Genomic DNA, 12,418 nt, shown 5'->3' on the forward strand with positions numbered 1-12,418 from the left:
AAGTCCTCTTTCGGCCCGCGCTCCGGCGCTTACCTTTGTCGTACGGTTTTTGAAACCGGCAATGCCTGACAACAAATACATAACTAAACACCATGAAAAAACCAGTACTGACCTGGTTGGCGGTCACGTTCTGCCTGGCGGCCAATGCCCAGGACCTGATGACCGGCCCACTGGCCGGCGTCTCCACGCAACTGCAACCCGTTAAAACCGGCAATGCCCAATTCGTTCAGAAACTGGAAGCGTCGCAGCCTACCTACCGGGCCACGTTCTCCGTCACTAAAACCAGCGACAAAGGCAAAGGCGACGAAAATACGTACTTCCTGAATTTGTCGGATCTGGATGTGGCGACCGTGACGTACAAAGTTGAAAGGGACGTCATCTCGGTCATTGCCGATACCAAACAGCACCGAAAATTTATCCGCTACAGCGAAAACGGCGAACTCAAGAGCCTGACCGATCGGGTTAAGCTCTACGCCGATAATCCGGACCTTGCCAAGGCCCTGGTCGAGTCGCTGAAAAAAGCGATTCAGGCGGCCGAAAAAGCCTATAAACCGACCCGGACGCCGGAAACGCTGGACGATTTGCGCCAGTGGCTGAAAACCAACATCGGCAGCGAAGCCATCGGCTCCGACAAGTACGAACAGGCGCTGACGTTCGATTTTGATAACCCCCTGCGGGCGGTTTTCCGGCGCAGCGAAGTGGGTGCGAAAGGTTCGGCGTCTTCCGAAACGTTCTCGTTCAACCTTGGCGATCTGGGGCTGGAAGGCTTGCAGGTCGAAACCAGGGGCAAGCGGTTTGAACTGTCGCTGGTGGTTCAGCAGAAGCAGAAACTGATGGGGTATGCGAAGGACGGTAAACTGGACAATGTCGTTCAGACGTTCGAGATCATCAGCGGTGACGCCGACCGGATTCGGGACGTGGCCGCAGCCTGGCGCAAACTGATTCCGCTGGCTGTCAAGCAACTGGAAGCCCGCAAGCCGGTTTTTGCCAGCATGGCGAGTGCCCAGAAATACCTGGAATCGAGTTTACAGGCTGCCAAAACCAACGACCGCACGATTGAGCAAACCCTGAAACCGGACTGCATCTGCACCTACACCCGGCGCGAAACCTACAATAAGAACAACACCGAGGAGGTCTACGAATTCAACCTGGCCGATCTGGCCGAGAAAGGCGCCAAACTGGGCGTCGATAAAGAACTGTACGCCATCGACCTGAAAACCCGCGACAACCGCAAGTTCATCGGATACACGAAAAATGGCGTTCGGCAGAATTACGTATCCGGCATCGAATTAGCCGCCGACAATCTGGAGAATGTCCGGTATATGTCACCAGCCTTTGAAAAAGCCGTTCAGTTGTGCGCGCAATCCCGCAAAAGCCCGGTGCCGACCGGCAGTCAGCAGGCCCGGCTGGAGTGGATCAAAGAGCAATTACCGAAGGATCTGGGCGAAAAAGAACCGACGAATTACACGCTGTCGGCCGAAAATGGCACCTGCGATCTGAAACTGACGGTGACGCAGGGCGGCCGGAAAGCAGCGGAACTGGTGTACGATCTGGCGCTGAAAGACTTCAATGCCGACGCAACCAATTTTGATGTCGACGGCAAGAACGTCTACGTGAGTCTGGTCACGAAAGGAAAAGAAAAACTGGTGAAGACCTACAAAGACGGAAAGCCTTCCGACTATGTCCACACGGTAAAAATCCAGCTTGGCGATATTGAAAAAGGCCGCTACGTGGCCGAAGCCTTCAAGCAGTTGATTCGCAACTGCATCTCGAATTAAGTTTAGTTAGGTTAATGGTTGGAACCCGCAGTGCTCCCGATAGCGCTGCGGGTTTTTGAGGTTCCGGAAAACCGCCCGCTTTAGACCCGGTGGCCGGCATGAAACAGACTGTACAGAAAAACAAGTCCGAAACCGACCGTCAGCATGACGTGGAAAACCAGCATGTTGTACTGGTGAAAATGAAATCCCAGCCCGATTCCGAACAGGAAATAAAGCATAAAAACACCTTCCAGCATGGTCAGCCAGTTGATGCCGGGGTTGAGGTCAAGGTGCAGGTATTTGTTCGTGCGCCAAGTGTCGCCACCCGCTTTCACATTGAATTTGGGGGTGCGGATAAAAGGCGTTTTCCGGCCGATGAAGCCTTCCACGACGGCGATGGTATTGTGGAGCGACAGGCCCATCATCAGCGACGAATACATCGGGAAATAATACAGGCCCAGTTGTTCGAGCTTGCCCCGTCGTTCCAGCCAGAACGGGATGCCGTAAAAGAAAATCAGAATCAGTAAGTTAAGTTGAAAAAAACCGAGTAGTAGAAAAACCGACTGGTATTCCGGATGCCGGATTCGGATGTATAAAACCGGTACGCTCAGCAGACCCAGCAGAAAAACCAGAATAAACGTGGAACTGCTGAGCAGGTGAAAAAAGGCGTGCAGCTTAATTCTGAACGGTATTTGCGGAGCGCCGATCACCTTGACCATCAGCTTGCGGGCGCACTCGGCGGCTCCTTTCATCCAGCGGTATTGCTGCGATTTGAGCGCATTCATGGCCACCGGCAGTTCGGCCGGGGAGCCAATGTCCTCGCGATAAACAAACTGCCAGCCTTTCAACTGGGCGCGGTAGCTCAGGTCCAGATCTTCCGTCAGGGTGTCGTGGCTCCAGCTACCGGCGTCGAGAATGGCGGTTTTTCGCCAGACCCCCGCCGTGCCGTTGAAGTTCATGAAATAACCGTCGGCATTGCGCCCGCCTTGTTCAATGAAGAAATGGGCGTTAAGACCAAAGGCCTGCAACTGCGTCAAAACGGAATAATCTTCGTTCAGGTGCGTCCAGCGGGTCTGGACAATGCCGACTTTCGGGTTTTCAAAATGGGGGATGGTTTTAAGCAAAAAATCCGGTTCCGGCACAAAATCGGCGTCAAAAATGGCGATGAACTCCCCTTTGGCGCGTTCCAGCCCGTAGCTCAGGGCGCCCGCTTTGAACCCGCTCCGTTCCGGCCGGCGGATGTGCTGAATGTCAATGCCGATCTGCTGGTAATGCGCTACTTTCTCCGCAATGATGCCCACGGTTTCGTCCGTCGAGTCGTCCAGCACCTGAATCTCGAATTTGGCCCCCGGGTAATTTAATTGCGCCACCGCGTCAATCAGGCGGGCCGCTACGTACAGTTCATTGTAAATCGGCAGCTGCACGGTAACAGACGGAACCGACTCGGCCTGCGTCGCCGGATACTGCCGAAACGATACCCGTTTTCGTTTGGAACGCAGGTAACTGATAATTAAGCTGAGCTGTCCGCAATTGTATGAAAATAACAGTAACAAAACCAAGCCATATAATGCTAATATGAACGCTTCCATTTTCCCCTCTCACAGTGGATGACCGTCGAAAAAACTGCCGGAATCGTTTTTTGTTTGCCGTTGAAAAATATCTTTATCACATGAAACTCTCCTTCATTGGTGCCGGGAATCTGGCCTGGCACCTGGCAATGGCCTTCGAAAATGCCGGGCATTTTATCTGTGAGGTATACAGCCGCGAGGCCAAACACGCCCGCCAACTGATTTCAATGTTGTACGACGCCCGCCTGAGTACCGATCTGAACTTTGCCGAAAGTGAAGCGGAACTGTTCGTGCTCGCCATTCCCGATGATGCCCTGGAAACGGTCGTTTCGGAGCTAGTCCTGCCCGAAAACGCGGTTTTAGTCCACACCTCGGGCAGTAAATCGCTGGAAATGTTGCACCGGCTGGTGACGATCTACAGCGATGTACCGGTGCAGACCGGCGTTTTTTACCCGCTTCAAACGTTCAGCAAAGGCACCAATCCGCTTAGTTTCGACACCATTCCGCTCTGCATCGAAGCCAGCGAGCCCGAAACGGAAGCCCGGCTGGTGACGCTGGCGCAGGAGCTCAGCCAGATTGTGTACCTGATCAACTCCCACGAACGAAAAGTGCTGCATCTGGCTGCGGTTTTTGCCTGTAATTTCACCAATTACCTGCTCGGCATCGCCAAAGACCTGACCGATTCCGAAAATCTGGAGTTTGATTTATTGCGCCCTCTGATTGAAGAAACGTTTCAGAAAGCCCTCGATGCCGGCCATCCGGCGCAGGTGCAAACCGGTCCGGCCCGGCGCGGAGATGGGAGCACGCTGGGCCTGCATCGGGCCTATTTATCGGACAAGCCGGCCTGGCTGCAACTGTACCGAATGCTGTCCGACGGCATTCAGCACCGGGCGGAAAGCGCTTAATTCGCCGGTCGGCCCAGGCGCGTCTCCAGGCGGTTTTTGGTGGCAATCACGGCGGCCTGTTCCAGCGCCCGCCAGGTGCCGTACAAGCTTTTGATCAGGTGATAGCAGCTTTTTTCCGGGCTGGCCTTCAGGGTTGAAACGGGTTGCCCCTTCCGGTCGAGAACGCCGAACCATTCCTTGTTTCCTTTATCCGGGAAATGGTGCCAGGTGTAATCGTGCGTTTTCCAAAACCACTTCAGGCAGTCGTTTTGGCGGGTGTGAATGTATCCTTTCGAAAAAACCGCCAGCGCTTCGGCGTGCACCCACCAAAGTTTCCGGTCCCATTCGCTGTAGATACTGGGCCGTGCTTTCAGGTCGGCATACTGAAAAAAACCGCCCAGCGGTTCATCCCAGCAAATGTCGGCCAGGTGCAGGGCCATCTGAACGGCCTGTTGAGCCAGCCGGCGGTTGCCCGTCAGCTCGGCGGCTTCCAACAGGTAAGCAGCGGTTTCAAAACCGTAGCCGCCGTGCAACCGCCGGCCGGCCGGACTGTCGCAAAACGAACCGCCGGGCAACACATTCTCCCGCAAAACCGCAATTCGTTTGTCAAAAAACTCGTTCTGAATTTCGCCCAAAACTGCTTCGTACGCCTGTTTGTAGACGTCGGGGTCCAGCAGCGAGCGGGTTTCGAGCAAGGCCTTCAGCAGCAGCATCGGTTCGCCAAGGTGTTTCAGGGGCCGGAAACCGCCCAGATCCGCTTCCCATTGGTCGCGTTGCTGCTGACGATGGGCCAGGATGGCACCGATGGTTTGCCGGGCAATAACCGCCCATTCGGTCTCCTGCGTGGCCTGGTAAAACTGGGCAAACGCCATCGCGGCTGCGCAGTCGGGGGCAATGGTGGCCGCCGGAGCCACGGGGCGGCCCCGGCGGTCGACCACACCCAGCCAACGGTTTTCGTGTCGACCGGTTTTGAGCAGAAAGTCAACGCCGTGCCGGGCCAGCTCCAGCCACAACGGAATGGCATCGACCTGATTGAACAGAAAGGAAAAAGCCCAGATTTGCTGCGCCTGAAGTTGAAGAACCTTGTCGGTATCGAACGCATCGCCCTGGTCGGTCAGGGCATTGTAATAGCCGCCACAAACCATATCGCGGCTGTGTTGGGTCCAAAAAGGGATGATTGTTCGGAAAAGGCTTTCCTGGTACTGGGCCGCCAGTTTACTGAAATCCATCGAAATTTTCTGCATGCGTTGGCACGCCCGAAACTATAAGAAAATCGCAGGAAATGGAAATTAAACCGACTGAACGCGTATTTTCGTGGCTCAACCCCTTCCGCATGACGGCTTTACAGGAACGATTCAAACGAATAACCACCTTCATTTTCGACGTTGACGGCGTGATGACCGACGGCAGTGTCAACGCCCTGGAGTCGGGTGAACAATTCCGGACCTTTAACATCCGCGACGGATACGCCATCGAGCGGGCCGTTCATGCCGGATACCGGGTGGCGGTTTTGTCGGCCGGCAATCAGGCTGGCGTTCGCAAGCGGCTGGAGTTTCTGAAAATCAAGGATATTTTTATGGGCGGCCCCGTTGAGCAGAAGATTTATGCGTACTTCAACTTCCTGAACCGCGACCGGATCAACGAAGCCGAGGTGTTGTACATGGGCGACGACATTCCGGACTTACAGGTGCTGTCCCGCCCGGCCCTGCTCAGCACCTGCCCCGCCGATGCTGCCGACGAAATTAAAGCCGTCTGCGACTACATCTCACCCGTTGCGGGTGGTCGCGGGGCCGTCCGCGACGTGATCGAGCAGGTGATGAAAGCGCAAAACAAATGGCTGTCGTGGATGACGAACGACGATCCGTTTGCCGTGCAAAGTGAAAAGTAAATCGCTTTGAAAACCGCCCAAAGCTGGCCGGTCTGGCGACCAGTCGTCTGTCACCAGTTTTCGATCAGTTCATTAAATTCTTCCAGCAGAAACAACGTCCGTTTACCCGGTTTTCCGTCACCCACCGTCAGGTCGCCCACCTGGACGATGGGCAGCACTTTTTTCGTTGAACTGGTTGTGAAAGCTTCGTCGGCATCGTACAGATCGGAAACCAGCACCGGCCGCTCTTCCACCTGAAAATCGTTCTGCGCCAGGTGCAAAACCGTCCGGCGCGTGATGCCGTGCAGAATGTGGCGGTTGGGCGTAATCAGCCGGTCGCCTTTGAAAAGAAAGAAGTTACTACGGCTCAGTTCGCTGATTTCGCCGTTTTTCTGGTACAACACATCCGACGCCCGCGCCGAGCGAATGGCCTGCGCCAGCAGAATCACCCGCTTGTAGTCCGTACTTTTCACTTCGGCCATTTCCCGAACGTACTCGTCCAGAATCACCTTGATGCCTTCTTCAAACTGAACAGGCGGTACGGGGTGTATTTCTTCGGCCATGATCAGCAGGTTCGGCGCAACGACACTGATGCTGTCCGGGCTGTAGCCGCCCGTCATCACAAAACGGATGGCAACGTCCGGAAAACCGCTTTTTTCGACCAGTTCCATCACCACCCGGTGCGCTTCCTCTTTCTGGAGGGGCACGGGCAGATGCATTTTAGCCGCCGAGTTGGCAAACCGCTCCCAGTACCAATCCCACTGAAAAGGACGACCGTTGTAGGTGCGGAAATAATCGAAAAGTCCGAAACCGCGCAGGAAGCCAAGGTCCGTGATGCCGAACGAAATCTGCTCAACCGGGAGAATTGCGCCGTTGAAATAACCGTAATAAGCCATACCGATGCGTACGTAGTCGAAAAACAAAGATAGAAGGAATGGCTTTACCGAGTTGGCAAACCGCTTAAAATCCATCGTCAGGACTTACGGAGTGCTTAAATCGAACGGAAGGATTCAATGGCGCTGGAAAGTTTAACGAACTTACGGAATTAAGTAGTTGTTTCGCGGACGGGGCCGCCCGGCGGTTAAGCGGAGAAAGGAGGTTCGCAGCGGCTCCGCCTACCCTGCGGAATAATTAAAGAGCATCGTGAGTAAAACTGAATTTGACGCCCTGGTCGTGGGTTCCGGCCCGAACGGACTGGCGGCCGCCATCACGTTGCAGCAAGCCGGGTTATCGGTGTTGGTGCTAGAAGGAAAACCGACCATCGGCGGGGGCCTGCGGTCGGCCGAACTGACGTTGCCCGGTTTTATGCACGATACCTGTTCCGCCATTCACCCGATGGCCGCCGGTTCGCCGTTTTTTCGGACCTTACCGCTCGAAGCGCACGGCCTGGAATACATTCAGCCGCCGGTGGCAGCCGCGCATCCGTTCGACGACGGCACGGCGGCTTTGCTGACCCGCTCGGTGGACGAAACCGCCCGTTCGCTGGGCGCGGATGAAGGGGCCTACCTCCGGTTTTTCAAACCCCTGATCGATCAGTGGCCCCGCATCGATGGCGATGTGCTGGGACCGCTCACGTTTCCGAAACACCCGCTTGATTTCGCTGCTTTCGGCCTCAAGGCTCTCCCCCCGTCGACCTGGCTGGCGCACTGGTTTAAAACCAAACAGGCCAGAGGGCTCTGGGCCGGAATGGCCGCGCATTCGATCCAGCCCTTATCCAATCTAACCACTTCGGCCATTGCGACGGTGTTGATGACGGCGGCTCATCTGCGCGGCTGGCCGCTGACCAAAGGCGGTTCGCAGCAGATGGCCCAGGCGCTGGCTTCGTATTTTGTTTCGCTGGGCGGTAAAATCGAAACAAACGTTTACGTCTCGAACCTGGCCCAATTGCCGTCGGCCAAAGCGGTTTTGTTCGACGTGACGCCCCGGCAACTCCTGCAAATTGCCGGACACCGGTTTTCGTCGCTCTACCGCTGGCAGTTGAATCGCTACCGCTACGGCATGGGCGTGTTCAAAGTGGATTGGGCGCTCGACGGGCCGATCCCGTTTACGGCCGAGGGGTGCCGCCGGGCCGGAACGGTTCACATTGGCAACACGCTGGAGGAAATCGCCGGGTCGGAGCGGCAGGCGGCCCAAGGACAGCACCCCGAAAAACCGTACGTCCTGGTGGCGCAGCAGAGCCAGTTTGACGAAACGCGGGCTCCGGCCGGCAAGCAAACCGCCTGGGCCTACTGCCACGTTCCCAACGGCTCGACGGTGGACCGAACCGACGCCATTGAGCGGCAGATTGAGCGGTTTGCACCCGGTTTTCGCGACCGGATTCTGGCGCGGCACACCATGAATACCCTTCAGGTTCAGGAACACAACCCCAACTACATCGGGGGCGACATCAACGGCGGCATTATCGACCTGGGCCAGCTTTTTACCCGGCCGGCGCTCCGCTGGTCGCCCTACCGGACCTCGGCTAAAGGGCTTTACATCTGCTCCTCTTCTACCCCACCCGGGGGCGGGGTCCACGGCATGTGCGGTTTTCACGCGGCCCGGCGGGCCTTGAAGGATCTGTTTACCGCTTCCTAAAACCTACCTACCGTTCAATAGGCCGTTCGGGCTGGTGTTCATTGAAATTGTCCATTATTGTGTCGGTAAAATTAAATCTAACCAGACCAATAGCCATGCCAAACGAACATGAAAAACCGGTACCGTTCAAAGAAATTGAACGGCACTTCAAGCCGCGTAAAGCTCTGAAAGACAGTCTGATCCAGATCGAACGGCGCTTCCACATTACCGCGGAAAAAGAACCCAAAGTCACCACCCGACTCGAGCGCGTCGACCGGGGTGATAACGGAGACCATTGGGAAATCGTCGTCGAAATTGACGGCGTCCGGACCGAAACCCGCGCGCTGCCATCGGCCCTGAAAGGAGAAGCCGTTAAGGTAGAGCGTCGTAAAATCAGCGAGGACCAGTTGGCAAAACAACTGACCAGCTTTATTCCGGACCACCTCGGTTTTAACCCCACGCCGGTGGATTTGCAAAAGAGCATCAAAACCATTCGGGAGGTGACGGGTGAACGGCGGGTGGCCACCACCATTTTCGGCTCCGATAACCGCCGGGCTTTTCGGGATACGACCTATCCCTGGTCGACCGTCGGCCTGGTGGAAACCAATCGCGGCAGTGGTTCGGGGGTAATGATTGGCCCGCGTCACCTGCTCACGGTCAGCCACGTAATCGACTGGACCGCCCCGGCGGGTTTTGCCGCCGACTGGGTGCGGTTTACGCCCTCCTACTACGATGGCGGTACGCCGTTTGGCGAAGCGTACGGCAGCCACATTTACTGGTACGTCAAGGAAGACGGCGACGGTTTTATCTCCGGCAACGAAGGCAATTTTGACTATGTGGTGGTGGTGCTGGATCGCCGGTTGGGCGACACCACCGGCTGGATGGGCGCCCGGGGCTACAACGATGACTGGGACAACCTGGCCGTCTGGTCGCACATGGGCTACCCCGGCGACCTCAATAACGGGCAGCGCCCGACCTGGCAGGGCGGTTTTCGGGTGGATGGCACCGACGCCGATGCGCAAGCCATTCTGCACCAGGCCGATGTGTTCCCGGGTCAGTCGGGCGGACCGGTTTTCGGATTCTGGGAGGGCGATGTAGGCCCGCGCGCCATTGCCGTCCAATCCTGGCAAAACAGCACGAACAACGGCGCCAGCGGCAGCATGGACATGCGGGATCTGGTGGCCAAAGCCCGCAGCGAATTTACCTGATCGGAAACGGTTCGTTTTGAGCGGTTGCGGTTTCTGTTTGCAACCGCTCAAAACGATTAATCAATCCTTCAGGTCTGCTTTTCTGGGCGGCTTTCCTTATCTTGCTTGTTTAATTGCAACCGGATATGAAAACCGCCCTGACCTTAAACGTACTGTTTCTCAGTTTTTCCCTTTCGTTCGCTCAGGACAAAACGGGCATTCTACCGGATGCGCAAACGGCGGCCCAATCGGTCAAACCGGAAGCCATTAAGGCCCACATGCGGTTTCTGGCCGACGATGCGATGGAAGGCCGGAAACCGGGTACGCGGGGCTACCGGCTGGCGGCCAATTACGTGATTGCGCAGTTCGAAGCGCTGGGTCTGCAACCGGCGGGCGAGGAAAAAACGTACCTGCAAAAAGTGCCGCTGCGCCAGTGGCGGGTTCACGAAGAAGGCAGCTCACTGACGTTCATCAGTAAAAAAGGGCAGGAAAAACCGCTGACACTCGGCAAAAATTACACCCTGAGTCCGGTTTACGGCGACGAAAAAAGTGAGACAACGGCCCCGGTTGTTTTTGTCGGTTTTGGCGTTACGGCCCCCGATCTGAACTACGACGATTACAAAAATGTGGATGTGAAAGGCAAAATTGTGGCTTATTTCAACGGAGCTCCGGCGGCTTTTCCGTCCAACCAGCGCGCCTACCACAATTCGGCCAAACTCGAAAACGCGGCTGCCCACGGCGCCGTGGGCGTCCTGTCGTTTAGCCTGCCCACCGACGTCCGGAACCGCATGGAGGCATCCTCGGCGCGGGCGCGGCAGGGCACGTACCGCTGGCTCAATAAAAACGGCCAACCGCAGCGGGTTTTTCCGAAACTGAAAGGCGTGGCGGCACTGGGCGATTCGACCGCCCGGACGGTTTTTGCCGAATCCGGTCATGCGCTGGCCGACGTGCTGGCGGCCGCCAACAAGAGCGTGGCCCAGGCGTTTCCGCTTAATTTTTCGGCCCGGATCAAAACCGAAACCCGCTCCGGGGGCGACATTGCCGGGTATAACGTCGTGGGCGTTTTGCCGGGAACCGACCCGGTTTTGAAAGACGAATACGTCGTCTACGTTTCGCACCTCGATCACCTCGGCATTGGCCGGCCCGTCAAGGGCGATTCCATTTTCAACGGCGCGCACGACAACGCGTCGGGGGTGGCCATCAACCTGGAAGCGGCCCGGCTGTTTGCGGCCTTGCCCACCAGACCCAAGCGGTCCATTTTGTTCGTGGCCGTCACGGCGGAGGAGATGGGTCTGCTGGGGTCCGATTATTTTGCCAGCAACCCGACGGTTCCGAAAGAAAAGCTGGTGGCTAATCTGTGTCTGGATATGCCGTTTTTCTTCCATTCGCTGGTGGACATTGTGCCGTATGGCTCCGAGCATTCGAGCATGGCGAAGGAAGTCAATACGGTGGCGAAGTATTTGGGGGTCAAGGTGGCGAAAGATCCCATTCCGGAACAGGTGGTGTTTATGCGCAGTGACCATTTTAGCTTTGTGCGGCACGGCATTCCGGCTATTTACATCAAAAGCGGCACCGAAACCGGCAATCCGCAACTCGACGGCCTGAAGCTGAACCTCGACTGGCGGGCGACCATTTACCACTCTCCGCAGGACGACATCAACCAGCCGTTTGATTTCAACGCAGCCGCCAAACACGCCCAGCTTCAGTTTCTGATTGGCTACCTGACGGCCCAGAATCCGCAGCGTCCGACCTGGAATCCCGGCGATTTTTTTGGAAACAAGTTCGGCGCCAAACCGGCGGGCAAAGCGCCGGCCGACAGCGGAAAGTAAGATTTTGGGCTAGGTCGTCCGTTCCAGGTGGAGAATCGGGAACGGTTTTCCGCTGGAATCGAGTTCCGACCGGCCGACGACCTGAAAACCCAGGTGGCGGTAAAAACCGACGGCCTGCCCGTTGGCTTCTTCACGTCGACTCTGGTGGCTTTTAGTTGCCGAATAGCGTAATCGATCAGAATTTTGCCAAGTCCTTTCCCCATCGCGTCCGGATGGATAAACAACATCTCGATTTTATGATCGGCCGTTCCCAGAAAACCGCTTAATTTTCCGGCTTCATCCCGCAGGCCAACCAGCGCAACAGCGTTCAGGTATTCGTTCAGAATCAGCGGTTTAAAGAACTGAATATCTTCTTCCGTCAGGAAGTGGTGCGTGGGCCGCACCGACGCTTCCCAAACTTCCACGACTTCGGGGTGATCGGCCAGGGTGAGTGGGGTGATTAATAGGTTCATTAACAAAGATCAGGTATTAATTCTAACCCAACCGAAATCACTTACGATGCGTAATCTTTGCGGTTTTTTGTTACTCGTTTGGTTTCTTTTTGCTGGCGTAACTTCTTCTGGTCCAGAATATATTCACTGATTTTTTGGTGTTCTTCCGAAGTCAGATCGCGACCATCAACCACAAAATCTACCTCCTTCGGTTCTTTAACGAGTCCCATATGTTCACGATTTGAAGTATCGATTGATTAGTTTTAAAGCTTCAGGCGTATCAATGACCATCGTATTCCCAAAGAGTACCTTTGCGCCCAGCGTTTGCTGGTAGTGTTTTTT

General features: G+C 55.9%; 11 protein-coding genes. 6 read left to right on the forward strand and 5 right to left on the reverse strand.

The genetic code is table 11. From position 1 onward, the window contains the following. Nucleotides 1-92 precede the first annotated feature (92 nt). Complete coding sequence (locus ACYVHX_RS09445; RefSeq protein ID WP_460671377.1) at nucleotides 93-1,778, forward strand: hypothetical protein; 1,686 nt, start codon at nucleotides 93-95, stop codon at nucleotides 1,776-1,778. 80 nt (nucleotides 1,779-1,858) lie between these two features. On the opposite strand, the gene ACYVHX_RS09450 is transcribed toward ACYVHX_RS09445, so the two are convergent. After that, entirely contained in the window at nucleotides 1,859-3,346 is a 1,488-nt protein-coding gene (locus ACYVHX_RS09450) for a cellulose synthase family protein (RefSeq protein WP_460671378.1), read from the reverse strand. A gap of 80 nt (nucleotides 3,347-3,426) precedes the next feature. On the opposite strand from ACYVHX_RS09450, the gene ACYVHX_RS09455 reads away from it, so the two are divergent. Continuing rightward, nucleotides 3,427-4,230, forward strand: coding sequence for a Rossmann-like and DUF2520 domain-containing protein (locus ACYVHX_RS09455; protein ID WP_460671379.1), 804 nt, complete (start codon nucleotides 3,427-3,429; stop codon nucleotides 4,228-4,230). Here the strand turns inward: ACYVHX_RS09455 and ACYVHX_RS09460 are convergent. After that, the gene (locus ACYVHX_RS09460) at nucleotides 4,227-5,453 is read right to left on the reverse strand and encodes an AGE family epimerase/isomerase (protein ID WP_460671380.1); all 1,227 of its coding nucleotides are present in this window, start codon (nucleotides 5,451-5,453) and stop codon (nucleotides 4,227-4,229) included. The two genes, ACYVHX_RS09455 and ACYVHX_RS09460, sit on opposite strands and share 4 nt — an antisense overlap. An 89-nt stretch (nucleotides 5,454-5,542) precedes the next feature. Between ACYVHX_RS09460 and ACYVHX_RS09465 the strand changes: the two genes are divergently transcribed. Beyond that, a complete protein-coding gene (locus ACYVHX_RS09465) occupies nucleotides 5,543-6,097 on the forward strand; it encodes a KdsC family phosphatase (protein WP_460671381.1) in 555 nt (184 codons plus the stop codon). A 50-nt stretch (nucleotides 6,098-6,147) separates the two neighbouring features. On the opposite strand, the gene ACYVHX_RS09470 is transcribed toward ACYVHX_RS09465, so the two are convergent. Further along, the gene (locus tag ACYVHX_RS09470; protein WP_460671382.1) at nucleotides 6,148-6,972 is read right to left on the reverse strand and encodes an aminotransferase class IV; all 825 of its coding nucleotides are present in this window, start codon (nucleotides 6,970-6,972) and stop codon (nucleotides 6,148-6,150) included. Nucleotides 6,973-7,219: 247 nt separating this feature from the next. Here ACYVHX_RS09470 and ACYVHX_RS09475 point away from each other — a divergent pair, with 247 nt between their 5' ends. The 3 genes from ACYVHX_RS09475 to ACYVHX_RS09485 all read left to right on the forward strand — a co-directional run bounded on the left by ACYVHX_RS09475 (nucleotide 7,220) and on the right by ACYVHX_RS09485 (nucleotide 11,645). Then, a complete protein-coding gene (locus ACYVHX_RS09475; RefSeq protein ID WP_460671383.1) occupies nucleotides 7,220-8,650 on the forward strand; it encodes a phytoene desaturase family protein in 1,431 nt (476 codons plus the stop codon). Between the two features lie 95 nt (nucleotides 8,651-8,745). Next, entirely contained in the window at nucleotides 8,746-9,837 is a 1,092-nt protein-coding gene (locus tag ACYVHX_RS09480; RefSeq protein WP_460671384.1) for a trypsin-like serine peptidase, read from the forward strand. A gap of 125 nt (nucleotides 9,838-9,962) precedes the next feature. After that, nucleotides 9,963-11,645, forward strand: coding sequence for a M28 family metallopeptidase (locus tag ACYVHX_RS09485; protein ID WP_460671385.1), 1,683 nt, complete (start codon nucleotides 9,963-9,965; stop codon nucleotides 11,643-11,645). Here ACYVHX_RS09485 and ACYVHX_RS09490 read toward each other — a convergent pair. Then, nucleotides 11,534-12,097, reverse strand: coding sequence for a GNAT family N-acetyltransferase (locus ACYVHX_RS09490; RefSeq protein WP_460671386.1), 564 nt, complete (start codon nucleotides 12,095-12,097; stop codon nucleotides 11,534-11,536). The genes ACYVHX_RS09485 and ACYVHX_RS09490 overlap by 112 nt on opposite strands. A gap of 41 nt (nucleotides 12,098-12,138) precedes the next feature. Beyond that, on the reverse strand, nucleotides 12,139-12,306 hold the full coding sequence (locus ACYVHX_RS09495) for a hypothetical protein (RefSeq protein WP_460671387.1): 168 nt from the start codon (nucleotides 12,304-12,306) through the stop codon (nucleotides 12,139-12,141). Nucleotides 12,307-12,418 lie beyond the last annotated feature (112 nt).

This window comes from Larkinella ripae (assembly GCF_054780775.1).

Excerpts from the sequence above, each read along its gene's own strand:
- ACYVHX_RS09445 (WP_460671377.1), top strand. The coding sequence starts at position 93 with ATGAAAAAACCAGTACTGACCTGGTTGGCGGTCACGTTCTGCCTGGCG.
- ACYVHX_RS09450 (WP_460671378.1), bottom strand. The coding sequence starts at position 3,346 with ATGGAAGCGTTCATATTAGCATTATATGGCTTGGTTTTGTTACTGTTA.
- ACYVHX_RS09455 (WP_460671379.1), top strand. The coding sequence starts at position 3,427 with ATGAAACTCTCCTTCATTGGTGCCGGGAATCTGGCCTGGCACCTGGCA.
- ACYVHX_RS09460 (WP_460671380.1), bottom strand. The coding sequence starts at position 5,453 with ATGCAGAAAATTTCGATGGATTTCAGTAAACTGGCGGCCCAGTACCAG.
- ACYVHX_RS09465 (WP_460671381.1), top strand. The coding sequence starts at position 5,543 with ATGACGGCTTTACAGGAACGATTCAAACGAATAACCACCTTCATTTTC.
- ACYVHX_RS09470 (WP_460671382.1), bottom strand. The coding sequence starts at position 6,972 with ATGGCTTATTACGGTTATTTCAACGGCGCAATTCTCCCGGTTGAGCAG.
- ACYVHX_RS09480 (WP_460671384.1), top strand. The coding sequence starts at position 8,746 with ATGCCAAACGAACATGAAAAACCGGTACCGTTCAAAGAAATTGAACGG.
- ACYVHX_RS09485 (WP_460671385.1), top strand. The coding sequence starts at position 9,963 with ATGAAAACCGCCCTGACCTTAAACGTACTGTTTCTCAGTTTTTCCCTT.
- ACYVHX_RS09490 (WP_460671386.1), bottom strand. The coding sequence starts at position 12,097 with ATGAACCTATTAATCACCCCACTCACCCTGGCCGATCACCCCGAAGTC.
- ACYVHX_RS09495 (WP_460671387.1), bottom strand. The coding sequence starts at position 12,306 with ATGGGACTCGTTAAAGAACCGAAGGAGGTAGATTTTGTGGTTGATGGT.